Annotated in this window: 11 protein-coding genes; 4 read left to right on the plus strand and 7 right to left on the minus strand. The window is 38.7% G+C overall.

Going from position 1 to position 18,922, the window contains the following annotated elements; all coding sequences use genetic code 11:
- The first annotated feature begins 70 nt into the window (after window positions 1–70).
- The gene (locus tag C9J45_RS06185) at window positions 71–2,554 is read left to right on the plus strand and encodes a helicase-related protein (RefSeq protein WP_107292306.1); all 2,484 of its coding nucleotides are present in this window, start codon (window positions 71–73) and stop codon (window positions 2,552–2,554) included.
- A gap of 46 nt (window positions 2,555–2,600) precedes the next feature.
- On the opposite strand, the gene C9J45_RS21630 is transcribed toward C9J45_RS06185, so the two are convergent.
- From C9J45_RS21630 to C9J45_RS06225, 7 genes are all read right to left on the minus strand, one after another.
- Entirely contained in the window at window positions 2,601–3,404 is an 804-nt protein-coding gene (locus tag C9J45_RS21630) for a hypothetical protein (RefSeq protein ID WP_199187060.1), read from the minus strand.
- Window positions 3,405–3,491: 87 nt separating this feature from the next.
- The gene (locus tag C9J45_RS06200; RefSeq protein WP_158259526.1) at window positions 3,492–5,063 is read right to left on the minus strand and encodes an LruC domain-containing protein; all 1,572 of its coding nucleotides are present in this window, start codon (window positions 5,061–5,063) and stop codon (window positions 3,492–3,494) included.
- Between the two features lie 34 nt (window positions 5,064–5,097).
- The gene (locus C9J45_RS06205) at window positions 5,098–5,598 is read right to left on the minus strand and encodes a hypothetical protein (protein ID WP_107208453.1); all 501 of its coding nucleotides are present in this window, start codon (window positions 5,596–5,598) and stop codon (window positions 5,098–5,100) included.
- A gap of 19 nt (window positions 5,599–5,617) precedes the next feature.
- A complete protein-coding gene (locus C9J45_RS06210) occupies window positions 5,618–7,792 on the minus strand; it encodes an LruC domain-containing protein (protein WP_107208452.1) in 2,175 nt (724 codons plus the stop codon).
- Window positions 7,793–8,285: 493 nt separating this feature from the next.
- A complete protein-coding gene (locus tag C9J45_RS06215; protein ID WP_107208451.1) occupies window positions 8,286–8,741 on the minus strand; it encodes a TerB family tellurite resistance protein in 456 nt (151 codons plus the stop codon).
- A 120-nt stretch (window positions 8,742–8,861) separates the two neighbouring features.
- Window positions 8,862–9,836 carry a zinc transporter ZntB gene (locus C9J45_RS06220; RefSeq protein WP_107262206.1) on the minus strand — a complete coding sequence of 325 codons (975 nt, stop codon included), beginning with the start codon at window positions 9,834–9,836 and terminating at the stop codon, window positions 8,862–8,864.
- Between the two features lie 128 nt (window positions 9,837–9,964).
- The gene (locus tag C9J45_RS06225; protein WP_107208449.1) at window positions 9,965–10,825 is read right to left on the minus strand and encodes an AraC family transcriptional regulator; all 861 of its coding nucleotides are present in this window, start codon (window positions 10,823–10,825) and stop codon (window positions 9,965–9,967) included.
- 124 nt (window positions 10,826–10,949) lie between these two features.
- Here C9J45_RS06225 and C9J45_RS06230 point away from each other — a divergent pair, with 124 nt between their 5' ends.
- The 3 genes from C9J45_RS06230 to hrpA all read left to right on the plus strand — a co-directional run bounded on the left by C9J45_RS06230 (window position 10,950) and on the right by hrpA (window position 18,792).
- Window positions 10,950–12,344: an MATE family efflux transporter gene (locus C9J45_RS06230; RefSeq protein WP_107287421.1), complete on the plus strand. Its 1,395-nt coding sequence runs from the start codon at window positions 10,950–10,952 to the stop codon at window positions 12,342–12,344.
- Window positions 12,345–12,605: 261 nt separating this feature from the next.
- Window positions 12,606–14,660, plus strand: coding sequence for a metallophosphoesterase (locus C9J45_RS06235; RefSeq protein WP_107287420.1), 2,055 nt, complete (start codon window positions 12,606–12,608; stop codon window positions 14,658–14,660).
- 217 nt (window positions 14,661–14,877) lie between these two features.
- Window positions 14,878–18,792 carry an ATP-dependent RNA helicase HrpA gene (gene hrpA / locus C9J45_RS06240; protein WP_107208793.1) on the plus strand — a complete coding sequence of 1,305 codons (3,915 nt, stop codon included), beginning with the start codon at window positions 14,878–14,880 and terminating at the stop codon, window positions 18,790–18,792.
- Window positions 18,793–18,922: the final 130 nt, after the last annotated feature.

Here is an 18,922-nt window from a genome sequence, read left to right on the forward strand (position 1 = left end):
ACTTACATAAAATAATGAAACGTAATTGATGATGGAATAAACAATTAGGTTGATACGAATAGCAAGTTTAATGAATATTATGATTCTCACTGACAATGTAGGTAATAATTGCGAAAATAGCTTTGAATTCATTAAAGATATATTGGATATGCAGAACAATTTACCTATAGATAGCATTGAGCAACAATTTAAAGCCTTGTTACGTGATGAACATATTGTTGTTGAAGCAGAAACGGGGTCGGGTAAATCAACCCGTCTACCACTATGGGCTGCTATTTATGGGAAAGTGCTGGTGGTTGAGCCTCGACGGGTTGCTTGTACATCGCTAGCTGAATATTTATTAACAGAAGACGCAAACCCAGATCAGTTATCCGTTGGTTATGCGATCCGTTTTGAGCATCACTTTGATGAAAATACGGATATTATTTATGCGACTCCCGGTGTTGCATTACGTTGGTTAAGTGAAGGTAATTTAGATCAGTTCTCAACAATTATTATTGATGAATTTCATGAAAGACGTTGGGATACTGATCTTCTACTTGCGTTACTCAAACAGCAACAATCTCATCGTTTAGTTATTACTTCTGCAACGATTGATAGCCAACGATTAGTTAACTATTTATCCGCACAGCACTTACAAGCTAAAGGGCGTAATTTTGCGGTGAATGTGTTGCATCATACCTCTGATAGTCGAGATATGCCCGATGTGATGAATATCGATAAGCGGATAACTAGCTTGGTTCAAACGCATATTGATAGCCACCAAGACATTTTGATCTTTTTACCCGGAAGAAAAGAGATAGCGTCAACGCAAAATGCACTAACGCAACAGTTTAGTGAGCAAATACAAGCAGGATTAATGGATATTATTCCATTACACGCTTCAGTTACCGATGATGAAAGAAAGCGGGCTCTAACACAAAGTGATAAGCAACGCATTATTGTTGCGACAAATGTGGCTGAAACCTCGGTAACTATCCCAGGGATTACGTTGATCATTGATTCTGGTTTAGAACGTCGTACCCACCAGCGAAACGGTCGAACAGTATTATCATTACACGCTATTTCCAAAGCAAGCTCAGAGCAGCGGAAAGGGCGTGCAGGGCGCGTAACAGATGGTGTTTGTATTCGCTTGTATGGTAAAGCCGCAGCGCTAGAGTTATTAACACCGCCAGAGTTGCAACGCGAAGAATTGGTAGAAGCCTATTTGGCTGCTTTATGTTGTAACGCAAAACTCAGCCAACTTTCGTTTATTGATCCTCTACCTGAAAAAACCTTTGTTGCAGCGCAGCAGGCTTTGTTGTCGATGGGAGCTATGACTGAAAATGAAGTTATTACTGATTATGGCCGTTGTTTATATCAACTACCTATCGATACTTTATTTGCCCACTTAATAACAGCGATGGATACCCGAGCAAATAAAGAAGCAATGGTCGATCTTGCTGCTGCATTGTCTATTCCGCAACGGTTATGGCAGCCACCGCGATCAGAAGAAAATATTGAACAATTGTATCGATGGCTGGGTAACGTATTTTGTGATGCGACGGCATTAATAAAAATGGTGCGTATGGATGAGTGTCCAGAATGGCTTGTGGTAGATGACAATATGCTAGCAGAAGCGCGTTTGTTGTCAGTTCAAATACGAGAGTTACTTGAACTTCCAGAGCTGTCTGTTGCTAGCCGATTTAAACGAGAGTTATGGCAAGATGCTGTAATCAAGGCGGTACCTGAATTGGTTTTTCTTCGTCGAGAAAAACGTCAGCAGGCAATGAGTAACGGTATTATTGAAGTCAGTAGTGCGAAAGATTCATTAATTGATAACCCGCCGATAGATGGATCATTATCTCAAGCAGTGATCGTATTTGATCAATTTGCCTTACCAGGAAGAGGGGTTAAACAAAACCGCATTTTGGCAACGTGTAGCTCTCCCGTTACCTTGTCACAAATAAATAATGCTGAGTTAGGTGAGTTGGTTCAAGGTGATACCATCGAGCAACAGGATGGCAGTTTTAAAACGGCTGTCCAGCGGATTTATGCTGGACGGGTTATTGATACTCAATGGATTGAACCTGAAGGGCAATCAGCACGCTCTGCTATTGTCGATATGCTACTTGCAGGTGAAGTAATGCCAGATCTTGCACCTCGAATTATCTCAGATATCTCGCAGTGGAATTTATATCTCGCATTGGGTTTATATAATGCAGATTTTGTTAAACGTGCACCTGAGCAGGTTGATGCTATTGAATGGCTATCGCAACAAATTGAAGATTTAGGGATTGAACATATTGATGATCTTGAACTCTTTGAACCTTCAGACTTCACCTTTGAGGGGATCCCTGAATGGGAACGGCAAGAGTTTGATGAGCGTTACCCGCGTGAAGTTAAACTCACTGATCTTGTGATGGCTATAGAATATGATATTCATCGTAAACTTGTTGTTGCAAATTATCAGTCTGGCAACCGTAAACCAGATCCAAAACGATGGGAATTACCACGATGGCAAGGGTGGCGAGTGCAATATAAAAAAGCCAGTCGAACAATTGATATTAAGTAATAGAGGGTGACTCATAGTATCTATATACATTGGTTTATATACATGGCTATTCAACAATAGTAATGCCGCTTGGTGATGTTTCTTTTACTGCCTGATAGAAGAGCTGGTTGGCATTACTGTCGTAAAGTTGAATGAGTATAAATTCCATAGAATGAGTAACACGGATTGTGCCATTAAAATCACCATTCACAATTGTACCGGAAGTAAGCAGACTCGATGAGATTGGCAATACTGATCCACTCGTCATAACATTAAAGTCTTGGTAAATGCTAATTCTTAACGTTTTTACCGTATTGAAATCGAGTTTTATTGTCATATCATAAGATCTGTTTAAATTGAAATCATTAGGAAAGAAAAGTTCGCTAAAGTCACTTGCTGTTACATCATTTTCATTATTTGATGCTGGTTCTGCTGGTTCTGCTGGTTCTGCTGGTTCTGCTGGTTCTGCTGGTTCTGCTGGTTCTGCTGGTTCTAAATCTGAAATATTCTCTCCTAATAAGATAGGCTCTGAACTATTACCGCTATCATTTTGCGATGAAGGCGCTTCTTCGCTGTGCTGCTCACTTTCAACTTTTATTTCATCAGGTAAAGAAGGAGTTAACAATTGATGATTACTTTGCTCAGTTGCCCCAGTTGTTGAAGAGTCATTTAGAATATCTTGGGGGGGACTATTATCAATTACTTGTGTGTCTATAGATGAATTATTCTGAGGGGCACTGGGTTCATCGATATTTTGTTGAACACTCAAATCTGAAGCTTCATTGTAACTAATATTTTCCTCAGCTTCAGGAGAAGTGTCACTTCTACAACCAAAAAGAAAAGTTACAACTAATAGAATTAATAATTTCATTTATTAGACTTAAATAATTATCAAAAAATTATAGAGAGATATGTTCAGTTATTTGTTAACGCAAGTTAGGTGCCAAAAAATATTGAATTATTCATAAATCTTCTCTAAGTTAGCGTTACTTCTTATATACCAGTCAGTATTTTCACCGCCTCCCGAAATTGCGAAGTTTGTAAGCTCTGGATATGCCTGTAATATATTGGAACCTTCACTAGGATGATTCCAAATCGATTCAACGAGTATTGCCCAAGGTAATCCACTTGAATTGTGATAGGTATCGCAACCAATACCTGGACATCTATTTTTAATAAAAATAGATGTGTCATCTTGCGTTGAAAAATAAGATATATTTGCTTTTGATGAGACATCATGATTTTTTAAATGAATTTCAATTTCTCTACCGTTTATACCTCTTATATTTGAGCCATGATTTATATCAGGAGTACCGAAAATAAATGGATTAAGTGGCATTTTTGGAACATCAGAAGGGGGAATAGGCGTGATAAATGGAATGCTGGCAATGAAAATATATTGGTTAGGAGCGTCATCAAAACATCCTTTCCAGACTCGATAAAAAGCACCAAGTTCTCCTGTACAGGTAGGCTGTTCTATCTCATCTTTAAGGTTATTGCTGATAATAATAACCGCATCAATGGTTCCTTGTTCTAACGTTTGGACATTATGTAAGGTTGTATTATTAACAACAAGTTTTGTTAACAAGCCATCTACTTTTTCTGAAGGAATGCCGTCAAGTTTTACTGCAAAGCCATTGGCTAAGTTAGCGCCATAAGCTTTAAGGCTGCCGTAAATATCATAGCGTACAATATCACCTTGATTATTAGTGATTTTGTCTACACGGTAAAGTAAAGCGACATCATTAAAGTCGAAATCACCAATAAATGGCCAACTATCTTCAAAGGCTAAAGTAACCCATTTATTTTCAGATGGATAAACATTATGTATTAAGTTTTGAGCTTCAATAGTAACGTTATGCTCTTCTTCTATGTCCGTTATAGAGGGGGTGTTTTTATCTATAGTGCTGTTATTTTGAAGCTCAGATAATTGAAATTTTGTCCATATCTGACCTGTAGATGATTTTTCTGGTACTCTAATTTTTAATTTATGAAAAGGCTTATCTTTTTCATATATTAATTGTTCATTCACTAAGACATATTCATTATTATTTTCATAAATTCCATTGTTATTCCAGTCAAACCAAGCATTAAGAAAAAAGTTAATATCTTTTTGAGTTTGAATTTCAATGAGAGCATCAGAACCTTGTTTAAAATGGGTACTGAATGTAACGATATTATTTACAGAATGGATTTCTTCTGAACTATTTGTTGATGTTTCAGTGTTTTGATTATTTACTATTTCTTGCGAATTCATCTCATTTTCTTGACTATTATCGATAGATTCAAAAATCTCGTCATCGTTTAATGGTGAGGTGTTTTGAGGGAGAAAATTATCGGTTACGACGCCTTCAAGATAAATATCATTTACGACTTCATCTTGAATTGATGAACTTTCAATTAGATTTGAAGTATTTTCAGATGACGATGTGGTAGCTTGTTGGTCATTATCACCTTTACAAGCGAGAAATATAAATAGGAATAATAATAAAGCTGTTTTTCTTACGTTCATTTTGAAAAAAATGGCCAACTTTCCTCCGTTGTAAAAGTTGGCCTTATTTGAATTAATTAGAGATGGTAACTCCGTTAACATCTGCATTAACTACAGTTTGGAATGGTGCTTTAGTCGTATCTTGATACCAAGCCTCAATAAGTAGAGATTTTACTGAACTCGTTGCAGCAATAACGCCATTAAAATCACCATTTTCGATTTGACCTGAAATAATGCGACTACTTGCAATTGGAGTCAGTGTTCCATCGTCAGCAACATTATAATCACAGTAAACACTCAAACTCATTGGTTCAGAAGTGTTTAGGTCTATCTTAATTGGCATATCATAGGTAGTAATCAAATCATAATTATCTGGAATAACAAGATCCTCAAACTTCGAAACAGTTACTGGTGCTGCACCACTAACAGAATCGCTTACTTCAGGTGCTGCTGGAGATGCTTCTGGTGATGCTTCTGGTGATGCAGCACTTGTTGAGCCGCCATCATCACCACCACCGCCACCACAACCAAATAGTAGAGCAGCAGTAAAAAGAGTCACATATAAATTTTTCATCGTTAAATACTCCCTACCATTATTCAAAGAGCTGAGTTACATCAGCGTTAGCACGAAGGTACCAATCTGTATTAGTTGCACCACCTGATGTTGAAAATGCTTGTAGATCTGGATATGCGGTTAGTACATTAATACCTTCACTTGGGTGATCCCAAGTGCCATCAACTAAAATAGCCCAAGGTATACCGTTTGAAGTTTGGTAAGTGTTACAGCTAGGTCCAGGGCAATCTGCATCAACATAAACCGATGCATCTTGTTCTGTAGCAAAGTAAGCAGTACTTGCCTTACTTGTTACATCAGCATTTTTCAAATGAATTTCGATTGCACGACCGTCGGTTGCACGAGTACCGTCACCATGATCAATACCAGGGGTACCGAATAAGAATGGATTTAGTGGCATGCTAGGGGCACTAGAGGCTGCAATAGGTGACGAGAACGGAATACTCATTTCAAATTCGAATAAATCTGCAGCGTCATCCGTACAACCTGCCCATACTCGATAATAAGTCCCTAATGGACCAGAACAAGTAGGACCTGGAATTTCCGTTTTAAGATTATTCGTAGCAATAGCGACAGCATCTGTTGTACCAGACTCTAGAACTTGTGTCGCATGTTGAGTAGCGCCATTAATGACAAGTTTGGTTCTGTCTGAATCGACTGCTGTGGCTGCAATACCATCAAGCTTAACAGCGAAGCCATTAGCAAAGTCTGCACCGTAAGAACGTAGGTTTCCGTAGATATCATAGCGAAGAATGTCGCCAGACGAATTAGTCACTTTGTCTACACGGTAATACATTACTATATCGTTGAAGTCAAAGTCACCTTCTTGCGGCCAATCATCCTCAAATGCCAGTGTTACCCATGAACCTGCTGAAGGGTACCAATTGTGAGTAACAGTTTGTGAATCGACAGTAACTTGATGATCCTCTACTTCACCATAGGAAGCACCGCCGTATGAGAGAACTCCCGAATCTCGTGAAATACGGAAACGAGCCCATATCTGACCAGTCGCAGCATCATCAGGAACTCTCACTTTAAGAACATGGCTGGCAGGTGTTGTACCATCACCACCGATAAGCACCTCATCAGTAACAGCATGCTCAGTTGCTTCGTCAAACACACCATTATTATTCCAGTCAAACCATGCATTTACGAAACCTGAAGCAGAACCACCGATAGTTACATTGACTAAACCATCAGATCCTTGCTTAAAGTTCGCAGGGAATGAGATACCGTCTTCATCCGCAATGTTATCGGCATCATCAGAGTTAGGGGAAAGAATGGCATCTGGCTCTGTATCTACAGTAGGGCCAAAGAAGTAATTAACACTTGATACATTATAGTGTCGAGCACCATTACTAGTGAGTAAGGTTTTATAGGTGTCCGGTGCATCACCAAAGTCTGTATTTTCCGAGGTAATAGCTGCACTAACACATCGTGCACCATCGTTTATATTAGTAGAAGGACCGTTAGAGTAGAACACTGCTGTTGGGCTGATAGAGGATAAATCAGTCAAATCAATTTGATAAACATGTCCGTTTCCGTTGGTGCTTAGATAGAGAAAGCCAGCTGAATCAAAATATTGAGCTCCATAAGTACCAGATGGTAAGCCTATATCACCGAGATCATTGAAGGTTGCGTTGCCTGTGTTGAGGTCAACAATTTCATATAAATGTTGGTTACTATTATTCACAGCAAACAGACGCCCACCTGGGTGGAAAGCCATGTCAGTCAAACCAAGCGTTGCCGTCGATGAGGCCATGATATTTGTCGCTGCTAAAGTGACTAAATCAATTTCATATAATCCAGCCCCATTTTTGTACAAGTACAATTTGTTGTTAATCACATCACCTGTAATGTAAGTTGTCGCTGGTAAGCCTGTTACAGCTAAACTTTCATGTTGATAAAGTTGATTAATTCTAACTACTGTCTGTGAAGTTTTATCATGACCGTAAACATAGTCATCGGATTCGTTATAACCAGATGCAGTGATAGTCGCTGTCATTGGATCAGAGTTTTGATAGAAGCCTGTCGACAAATCAAGTTTGTGAACGACACTTGGATCGCCTTGGAATAAGATGGCTTCTTGTGGACACCCCCCATCATCTGTAAAAGGGTGGGGAATGATGCTGTAAGCTGGACTTGCGAACAAAGCCAGCGAACTAACTAGCAGGGAGTGTTTCAAACACTTCATATCTTGCCTCACTCAGTTAAAAATACTTATGGACATGCATTGTTTTGTTCATCATTGAAAAAATGTACAAGTTTCAAGCCAACAAATATTTAATAAGGCAGTAATTTCAGTGTTTCTATCTATATGATTATAAATGGAAAGTATTTTTTAAACTTTTCCATTGTACGTTGCATATAGCGAAGTTATTAAAATAAGTATCAATATAAAAATATAAATTAGGCAGGAGTGTCTATATATTCAAACCTGTCTTTCTTTCTAAATAAAAAGCATAAATGGTTATATTATCCATCAATGCCGCTATGTTAATAACATAATAGTGTTATTAAAATTTGCCTATTAAATGATTGCTTTAATTGTCTAGTAAAATATATAAAGGTGCATAAAAATTAGTATATGTTTAACTTTGCACTCTATACATAGGATAGGTCTTGATATTAAAACTATCAAGAAAGGGGTAATAAAAAAAGAGCTATAGTTATAGCTCTTAAATAGGTTAGCTTGCAGTATTTTTAGCGCTGATTTTGGCTTTTATAAATGCAGAATGATCTAAATATATTAAATCAGAAACTTGGCGAATGACAGCCTCTTCTTGTGGGTCTATCACACCATCAGCGTAGGCAACTTGCCACATTGCTTCAACTAATTGATAGCGTTCTGGTTGCTCAAGTGAACGTAATTTATTAGTAAAATCATAAAGAGAAACAGACGCCTCTGCTTGTAGTTGAGCTTTATCAAGTAGTTGTTTTGATGTGATTTCATCAACTTCAAGTAATTTCATTAGAAGCTGAATTTTAGCTTGCTCTTCTCTTGGATCCTTCTCATGGTCGGCAATAGCTACTTCACATAATAAAGAAGCCATAGCTAAATGAAGCGTTGGAGTATCAACGGCTTTATTACTATTAGGATCATTCGTCAGTTGTCGAAATAGTGTACGTAGCGATTTGAACATTATTGTCCTTATTATTTTTTCAGTTTAAGTTAATAATATTAATAATACCTATAATAAATCAACATTAAAAATAAAAATATTGGATTACACATATGTAACCAATTTATCTATTTTAGTTTTTTATATCCATTTTCTACGATAAAAAAGGATAAGTTGAAGTATTAATACACCGAATAACAGGCTACAGAATATATAAAATGCCCAATGATTTTGTGAGCCAGGAATACCTCCTAAATTAACACCCAGTAAACCGGTTAAAAAACCGAGTGGTAAAAAGATAGTGGTAATTAAAGACAGAAAATATAAACGTTGGTTTAATGCTTCAGATTGTAAGCTCATTAATTCTTCTTGTGTCACATTAGCACGTTCACGAATGGCGTTTAAGTCATCGATTACATGGAGTAGCTTTTCATTTACTTCATGTATTTTTTGTTTGTCTGATAGTGAGAGCAGTGGAGTATCAATAGTGAGTAATTTAGCGATGGCATCACGTTGTGGAGTGACATAGCGACGAAGATAAACGGTCTCTCGTCTTAATTGTGCAATATTATTACGGAGGTCGTCATCACTATTATTCATCACCTGATCTTCAAGCTGGGTTAACTTGTCATCGAGGGAATCAATTACTTCTATTTTATGGCTCGTAAGGTGATCGCAAAGACAGAGAATGAATGCACCAATGGTTTTGGGCCCAAAGCCGCCATTTATATGTGCCGCGACACGATCAAGTGCTCTGACAGGACGATCTGAGGTGGTAACAATGGTGTTGTGTGTATAGTAACCTCGAATAGAGACCATTTCTGATGGAGGATCAAACTGATTATCAGAATCTAAATCTATTCCTCGTAATGATAGGAAAAAACCTTCTTTCGTTTGATTTAATCGAGGGCGAATACGCTGAGTCGTAAGGGCTTCTTTTTCTACATCTGGCAAATGACTATTTTTTATCCATGCTAGTGCTTCTTCATCGGTATAGTTTAAATGCACCCACATTAGCCCATCATTACTGCTCCAGTTATTTATTTGATCAAGTGAGAGAGGCGAAGCGCCATTACTCGCATCAAGTTGATAACTATATGTAAAGCAGTTTTGCATCTGGTGATCCTTTCATCGTTAAAGGTATATTATCTAACAAGCTTTATTATCACTTTATTTATTTACTAGCTTAACTGATATCGCCTTCGAGAGAAAAATTATTTAATCACGACAAAGGAATAGGGGTTTTAAAGCTGAGGCTGAAACTGCGTTCGAAATTGTCGAGGGGTAAAACTACTCCAATTTTTAAATCGGGTACTAAAATTGGTTGGGTTTGGATAACCGCATAAATCACTAATATGTTGAATTGGCCAATTGGTGGTAGTCAGTAGCCCAGCAGCATGTTCCATTCGAATTTGAGTTAAATAGGCAATGGGAGATTGTTGGTAATACTGTTGACATAATCGATGAAAATGCGGCTCAGAGCATGGATATAAGGCGGCCAGATCGGAGACTTGCCATGGGTGATGTAACTGACTTTTCGTTTGCTGGTAAACATGTTCTAAACGGGTAAGTGCTTTAGGAGAGTGAGAGGCGGTTTGGGTATTCACTAATAAACAAATCTGTTCGGTAATACTTTTACATAGCGCATCGCCCAATGGATAGTTGAAACTTAAAGATTCGCTTAAGCAAATGATAGTCTTAAATAGTAATGAGCCTGATTGTGAATCTTGATAGGTAATATCATGAGGTAAGCTCTCATCCCAACGCTTATGTTTTTCAAGCATAACCCATGCGACATCCCAAATAAGATCAGGATTATCATCTGGGTGGATGACAAAGCCATTCTCATAACTGGGCGGTACATAAATAACACTGCCGGTTTCTAATGCCCATTCACTGTCTGGTGTTTTCAATAACCCTTTTCCACCCGTTGTGTATAGCAGCATATACATGTCTGGGTTTCTTCGATAAATACTGAATGCCTCTTTGCCATAATTGATGCCACATTGAAGAATTTTTTGCTTTTCAAGTTCAATCGATTGTACTTGATCAATAATAATAGATTGGCATTTTGGCGAAATAGTAAAAGTATCAATATACCCCATTCAGAGCTCCGAAATTAAAAAATGATAGTCTAGCAAAGCTTTTTGATTGCTTAGAATAAACGTGTTTGAGTAAACATAGGTATGATCAGCTTCACAGTAAGATAACATTAATTAGGTGGCGGTCATGCAACACTGGCGATACTCAGCAGATAAAACTTTTTGGCAAAAAACATGGCGTCTAGCGTTGCCAGTATCAATGCAATCTATGTTGTTTTCATTACTTGGTTTAGTCGATGTCATCATGGTCTCTAAACTCGGTGAGTCACAAGTTGCCGCTGTTGGTATTGGTAACCGCATATTTTTCTTTAATTTATTGCTTGTTGTTGGCGTCAGTGGAGCTGTTGGTGTTCTCGCGGCTCAATATTTTGGCGCAGGGAAAATGGAAGGGGTGAGACGTACGTTATTGCAATCTTGGGTATGTGCAATCTTTTTAACATTGCCTTTTGCTGTTGCATACCGTGTTTTTCCAGAGCAAATTGTTTCTTTGGTTAATGATCAAGCCGACTTTATTCACTATGCACGAGATTATTTATATGTCTGCGGCTGGAGCATTATTTTTACAGCCATTGTCGTACCGCTTGAATCTGCTTTACGTGCAGTAGGCGAAGCTAAAATGCCTACGTATGTTGGGCTGGTGGCTGTCATTATTAATGGCGTACTTAATGCGCTATTAATTTTCGGATTATATGGTTTTCCTGAAATGGGGGTTGCTGGTGCCGCGCTGGGGACAACGATTTCGCGTGGTGCACAAACAGTTATTTTGCTATTTATTACTTATAAAACCTATAAAAAAGTATTACCAATACAGGAAGATATAGAGCCAGCAAGTAACGCCAAAGCAAGGAAACGTTATTTTAATGTCGCTTGGCCTATGATTGTTCATGACGGTGCATGGGCGATGGGAATACTGGTTTATAGCGTTATTTTTGCCAAATTAGGTGTAACAGAGCTTGCCATCATTAGCTTATTATCGCCGATAGAAGCGGTATTAATTTCTGCCTTTATTGGTTTTGCGGTTGCCGCATCAACGATTTTGGGACACGAATTAGGCGCTGAAAATTATCAACGAGCGTTTCATCAGTCGTGGTTCTTTCTAGCTTTAAGTGTGTCTATTGCTTTTGTGTTAGGTGTGTCTATTTGGCTATCGAGTGGGCTTGTTGGAGAATGGTTGGCAAAGGCTCAAGCACCGAACCTTGAAATGTCGCTGAATGTTACTTTAGTGATGGCGTTAGGTATGTTCCTAAAAGTGTTCAATATGGTGGGTATTGGAGGGGTATTACGTAGCGGTGGCGACATTAAATACAGTATTTTTATTGATTTATTTGGCCAATGGGCAATAGGTATTCCTTTAGCCATACTCACGGGTATTGTTTTAGGCTGGCCATTACATTGGGTGCTTGTGGCTATATTGGCAGAAGAAGTCGTGAAAGTTGGACTGACAACTTATCGGATTTATGGTCGTAAGTGGTTAAAAAACCTTATTAATGATGACGTAGAATCCTCTTCTATGACAGCATAAAAATAAAACAATACATAGCGATGGATTTAAGTTTGCATAAAAAGGGTTAGACAGAGATTGTCTAGCTTTTTTTATTTGTAATCAACTCGCCTAAGAATATCAATATTAAATATATTTTGTTGCTTATTACACAAGTAAAATTTGCAGGTAGAATATCGCCACGTGTAAGTATTTAATAAATCTGTCATTTTTAAATAATAGAAATGAAATAACAGCTTCTTAATATCCATCCATTTTTTAGGGTATTAACCAAGGTTGTATATGAGTTACCAATTATCAAGACGTCAGTTTTTATTAAGTTCAGCAAGTGTTGCTGCGACATCAACAACGGTATTACCTGGTTGTAAAATGCAAAGTAATAATAACCAGACTGATCAAACACATAGAATTGCTTTACTTGGTGATGTCCATTTTCATGATATTCATGGTGATTTTGACTTCAACAATAACGAAGTTTGTATTAGAACGATGCAAGACTCAGTTGGTTCTACTCGTATGTTTAATGAAAACTACTTTGTCTTCAAAGCGACATTAGATGACATTGTTGCAGAGGGCATTAAGTTCGTTATTCTTGTTGGCGATTTTTCTGATGATGGACAAGAAGCCCATGTTGATGGCTTGAAAAAAGTACTTGAACAATATAGTGACGAATATGGATTGGAGTTCTTCTTAACTCATGGCAATCACGATCCTACTACACCCTATGGTGAAAATTGTGATAAGACCTTCTTACGATCAGATGGTGCTGGTGTAAAAGTAACCAGCAATCAGGGCGATGTTGAAAGCTTTATTCCTAGTGATGAAGTTGACGATGTACTCTATAGCCCGAAAATGCAATCTCTAGGTTTCACACCATTAATGGAAAAATTAGGTCGATTTGGTTTTCAATCTCAGCCGCATTATCACTATTATGAAACGCCATGGAAATCGAACAAACTTGAAGATCGTGTATATCAAGCAATATCTGCTGATGGAGCCTATACAGTAGAATGTCCTGACTCTAGTTATCTCGTCGAACCAATAGAAGGTTTTTGGATTTGCTCTGTAGACATGAACACTCATGTACCTTTGGATCCGCTGGGAAGTCAGTGGGATCATGATGCAAAAGGGTATGAAGATGGTAAAGTTCAAAAACCGCAGGTATTAACTTGGTTAAAAGATGTTATTAAGCGAGCAGATGAGCAAGGAAAAACATTACTCGTTTTTTCACATTACCCTGCTATTGAATATTTAAACTACAGCGCTGACGATTTTTATTATTTGTTCGCTGACTCATCGTATAACCACAAGCGAGTCCCAACATCAGAAACTACTGAAGAGCTCATTGATTGTGGTTTAAAGCTGCATTTTGCTGGGCATATTCATATTAACGATACCGCTAAATATGTTGGTCGTAATGGACAAACCTTAGTTAATGTTCAGGCACCGTCATTAGCTGCTTATATTCCAGCGTATAAAAAAATCACCTGTTATGGTCCCGACGACTTCGAAATAGAAACCAAAGTCATTGAAGATGTGCCTGAATTTGATTCTTTATTTAATCATTATGAAAATGAAATAAGCTGGCGTACAGCTAAAGGTTTAGATACACATTGGAAATCGATGCTTGAGGTGTCTTCTTACCGAGAGTTAATGTATCAACACCTGATTTGCTTAACTGTTAATGATAAGTCTGATGATTGGGGCTGGGATATGCGCCATCTTTACCAGTCAACGTTTCCAATATATTGGCTAATGGTTTTAAGCGTGATTGATGATGATTTATCAGGAACGGTACTTTCAACGCTTGTAGACAACATCAACCCAGATACCAATGATACTAAAGTTATTGATTTATTGGTGGGAGCGGGGCTAGAACAAGTGAGTGTTAATAACGCAATTGAAGACGTCAATCAGCACTTAATCAATATGAACTACAGCCGTCAGCAATTAAATCAGGCTATTTTTACAGATTACTGTAATGCAATGCTACATATTCGAAACGGTGATGAGCTTGCATTACAAGACATTGGTTTAGATAAGGTTGTTGGCTACAGCGTTGTTGCAGAGCTTTTTGGTCGTTGTGATATCGACAATAACCTCGAAAATCATGATTATTCTCAAGACTATATTGAGGCTGATCCTGAAGCAGGTTCTCATGAAGAGTTTGATGAGAATAAAGATAATTTATCAAACTTAAAATTACGTTTGGCGGCACTGGCTAGAATTTTCCACATGTTCAGAATTACAGAGCCAACAACGCACTTCAGGGTTTTCCCATCGCGAGGGGAAGTGTTGGATTTATCAAATGAGAATCCACTTAGAATTAAAGCGTAATCAATAGCCGACCTTTAGAGTCGGCTTTATTTTTTTATTCATTACACATCATGTTCTATATCGCATCATTACATCCCAGTAATTGTCTTTTAACCTGCTCTCACGCCGCTTTAATTGTGATAGAATTAACAAAAATTTCGAATCGCCAAGTGATACTAAGCGAGTTGTCATCATGATGTTCTCGGTATCCATTAGTCATTGAAAGACAGGAATTAAATTGAGTCAGTCGAATCAAACTCAAGCAGACGTGTTGAATAACGAAAAAACATTAAAGTCTGCTATTAAAGATTGCATGATGCGCGATCGTTTTCGTCTACACAAACGTGTACAAGGCGCATCAAGAATTAAAAACGAAAAATCCAAGCACGCTGTATTTGACGAAATTGCATTAGAGATTGCGAAATCAATGCAAACGGTGGAACGTCGCCGTACTCAGCGTCCAAAAATCATATACCCAGCACAGTTACCCGTAAGCCAGAAGAAAGATGATATCGCTGAAGCGATCTTAAATAACCAAGTGGTTATTGTGGCGGGTGAGACGGGTTCAGGTAAAACTACTCAGCTACCTAAAATCTGTTTAGAAATCGGTCGTGGTACCCACGGTATGATCGGCCACACTCAGCCTCGTCGTCTGGCTGCGCGCTCTGTTGCTTCTCGTATTGCAGAAGAAATGGAATGTGAAATGGGCTCTCACGTAGGTTATAAAGTCCGATTTAACGATCAGGTCTCAGAGCATAGCCACGTAAAGTTAATGACAGACGGTATTTTACTGGCTGAAATTCAACACGATCGTTTCTTAAGTCAATATGACACTATCATTATCGATGAAGCGCACGAACGTAGCTTAAATATTGATTTCATCATGGGTTATTTGCGTGAGTTATTACCAAAGCGCCCAGATTTAAAAGTCATAATTACTTCAGCAACCATCGATCCTGAGCGTTTTTCTAAGCACTTTAATAACGCACCTATTATTGAAGTGTCAGGTCGTACGTACCCAGTAGAAGTTCGCTACCGCCCTGTGGTTGAAGACGGTGATGATACCGATCGTGATCAGTTAGATGCAATTTTTGATGCGGTCGATGAACTGTGTGATGAGGGTGAGGGTGATATCCTGATCTTCTTAAACGGTGAGCGTGAAATTCGTGATACTGCAGATGCGTTAGAAAAACGTAAATTACGCCATACTGAAATTCTACCTTTGTACGCACGTCTATCGGCGGGTGAGCAAAATAGAGTATTCCAATCTCACTCTGGTCGCCGTATTGTACTTTCAACAAACGTAGCGGAAACCTCACTGACTGTTCCGGGTATTAAATACGTTATTGATCCGGGTACAGCCCGAATTAGTCGCTATAGTTACCGTACTAAAGTACAGCGTCTTCCGATTGAAGCTATATCACAAGCTAGTGCTAATCAGCGTATGGGGCGTTGTGGTCGTGTTCAAGAAGGTATCTGTATTCGTCTATATTCTGAGGAAGATTTTTTATCGCGCCCAGAATTTACCGATCCTGAAATTCTACGTACTAACTTAGCGTCAGTTATTCTTCAAATGACCGCGATTGGTTTGGGTGATATCCAAGCTTTCCCATTTGTAGAAGCGCCCGATAATCGTAATATTCAAGACGGTATTCGATTATTGGAAGAGTTAGGTGCGATTAACTCTAAAGCCACAGATCCTCGTAAACGTTTATCACCAATGGGTCGCCAATTAGCGCGTCTTCCTATTGATCCGCGTTTAGCTCGTATGGTACTTGAAGCGCCTAAGCATGGTGCATTACGTGAAGTGATGATCATTGCATCGGCTTTATCTATTCAAGATCCACGTGAGCGTCCATCAGATAAACAGCAACAGTCTGATGAGAAACATCGCCGATTTAACGACAAAGATTCTGACTTTGTTGCGTTCGTTAATTTATGGAATTACGTCCAAGAGCAACAAAAAGAGCTTTCTAGTAATCAATTCCGTCGTTTATGTAAGAAAGAATACTTAAACTACTTACGCATTCGTGAGTGGCAAGATATCTATTTCCAAGTCAACCAAGTGATTAAAGAGCTTGAGTTGAAAATGAATGGCAACGAAGCAAGCTATGACAGTATTCATATTTCGCTATTAAGCGGATTGCTTTCGCATATTGGTATGAAAGACCAAGAGAAAAATGAATACCAAGGTGCGCGTAACGCTCGCTTTAATATCTTCCCTGGCTCTGGCATTTTCAAGAAACAGCCAAAGTGGGTGATGGTTGCGGAGCTGGTGGAAACGTCACGTTTATGGGGGCGAATTGGCGCAAAAATTCAGCCGGAGTGGGTTGAACCATTAGCAGGTCACTTGATTAAACGTAGTTATAGCGAACCGCATTGGGAGAAGAAGTCAGCTGCCGTTCATGCGTTTGAAAAAGTTACGCTGTATGGCATTCCTGTGGTTGCCAAACGTAAAGTTAACTACGGCAATATTGATCCAACGTTATCACGTGAAATCTTTATCCGCTCAGCATTGGTTGAAGGGGATTGGGATACGCGCCATAAGTTCTATCAACAAAACCGTAAGCTATTGCGCGAAGTTGAAGAACTTGAGCATAAATCACGTCGTCGTGACATTCTGATCGATGATGACGAGCTGTTTAATTTCTACGATCAGCGTATTGATTTGAAAGTAACGTCAGGTCGCCACTTTGATTCATGGTGGAAGAAAGCATCGAAAGAAGATCCTGAGTTATTGAACTTTGAGCGTGAGATGTTATTCCGTGGCGATGCAAGTCATGTCACTGATCTAGATTATCCAAACTTCTGGCATCAAGGTAACTTGAAGCTAAAACTGAGCTACCAGTTTGAACCGGGTGAAGATAACGATGGTGTCACCGTTCACGTGCCATTGGCTATCTTAAACCAAGTTCAACCTGACGGCTTTGACTGGCAAATTCCAGGTTTACGTCATGAGTTGGTTGTTGCATTAATCAAATCATTACCAAAACCGTTACGTCGTAACTTTGTGCCTGCACCAAACTACGCTGATGCGTTCTTAGCACGTGTTAAGCCAATGGAAGCACCATTGCTAGATTCACTAGAAAAAGAATTGAAGCGTATGAGTGGCGTCACAATTGTGCGTGAAGATTGGAATTTAGATCAGATCCCTGATCACTTGAAGATCACTTATCGTGCTGTTGATCACCGCAATCGTAAGTTACGTGAGAGCAAAGATATCTATGGTCTGAAAGACAACTTAAAAGAGAAGGTTCAAGAAACTTTGTCACAAGTTGCTGATGATGATATTGAGCAAGATGGTTTGAAAACCTGGAGTTTTGGTACGCTACCTGAACGTTACCAACAGAAACGCGGTGGCTTTGAAGTAAAAGCTTATCCTGCGCTGGTGGATAACAAAGATTCTGTTGGTATCAAACTGTTTGAAACTGAAGAGCAGCAAAACAATGCGATGCAGGCGGGTCAACGTCGTTTGATTTTACTTAACGTACCATCGCCAATTAAGTACCTTCATTCAAACTTGCCAAACAAATCGAAGCTAGGTTTGTACTTTAATCCGTATGGTCGTGTACTTGATCTGATTGATGATTGTATTGCTTGTGGTGTTGATAAGCTAATTGAAGAGAAAGGCGGATTAGCATGGCAGCCTGAATCATTTGAAGCGTTGAAAGAGTTTGTTCGTGCTGAGCTTGGTGACACCGTGGTTGATATTGCCAAACAAGTAGAAGAAATCTTAACCACAGCATTTAACATCAGTAAGCGTTTGAAAGGGCGTATTGATTTAAGCATGGCATTTGCGATGTCTGATATCAAAGCACAAATTGAAAGCTTGATCTTCAAAGGTTTTGCAACAGAATGTGGGTGGAAACGTCTGCCTGATATTCTGCGTTACATGCGTGCCATTGAGCGTCGAATGGAAAAACTGCCAATCGATCCAAACAAAGATCGTGTGCATATTCTGAAGATTGAATCAGTAGTTAATGAGTACAAAGAGCTATTGAATAAGATCCCGAAAGGGCAGCCAGTACCTGATAAAGTAAAAGAGATCCGATGGATGATTGAAGAGCTACGTGTTAGTTACTTTGCTCAGCAGTTGGGTACGCCATACCCTGTATCAGACAAGCGTGTACGAAACGCAATTAACGAATGTTGATTTAGTTAATAGCGAAATAATAAAGAGCCGATAATGTACATAACATTATCGGCTTTTTTATGCATAAAAAACAGTATTTATTATGTCATTAATAATTAACATGCAAATTTGTTGAGGTGGTGACAAAAAA

Origin of the sequence: Photobacterium sp. GB-1 (assembly GCF_003026165.1) — a bacterium.
Classification (GTDB): domain Bacteria; phylum Pseudomonadota; class Gammaproteobacteria; order Enterobacterales; family Vibrionaceae; genus Photobacterium.

Excerpts from the sequence above, each read along its gene's own strand:
- C9J45_RS06230 (WP_107287421.1), top strand. The coding sequence starts at position 10,950 with ATGCAACACTGGCGATACTCAGCAGATAAAACTTTTTGGCAAAAAACA.
- C9J45_RS06225 (WP_107208449.1), bottom strand. The coding sequence starts at position 10,825 with ATGGGGTATATTGATACTTTTACTATTTCGCCAAAATGCCAATCTATT.
- C9J45_RS06235 (WP_107287420.1), top strand. The coding sequence starts at position 12,606 with ATGAGTTACCAATTATCAAGACGTCAGTTTTTATTAAGTTCAGCAAGT.
- C9J45_RS06205 (WP_107208453.1), bottom strand. The coding sequence starts at position 5,598 with ATGAAAAATTTATATGTGACTCTTTTTACTGCTGCTCTACTATTTGGT.
- C9J45_RS21630 (WP_199187060.1), bottom strand. The coding sequence starts at position 3,404 with ATGAAATTATTAATTCTATTAGTTGTAACTTTTCTTTTTGGTTGTAGA.
- C9J45_RS06210 (WP_107208452.1), bottom strand. The coding sequence starts at position 7,792 with ATGAAGTGTTTGAAACACTCCCTGCTAGTTAGTTCGCTGGCTTTGTTC.
- C9J45_RS06185 (WP_107292306.1), top strand. The coding sequence starts at position 71 with ATGAATATTATGATTCTCACTGACAATGTAGGTAATAATTGCGAAAAT.
- C9J45_RS06220 (WP_107262206.1), bottom strand. The coding sequence starts at position 9,836 with ATGCAAAACTGCTTTACATATAGTTATCAACTTGATGCGAGTAATGGC.
- C9J45_RS06215 (WP_107208451.1), bottom strand. The coding sequence starts at position 8,741 with ATGTTCAAATCGCTACGTACACTATTTCGACAACTGACGAATGATCCT.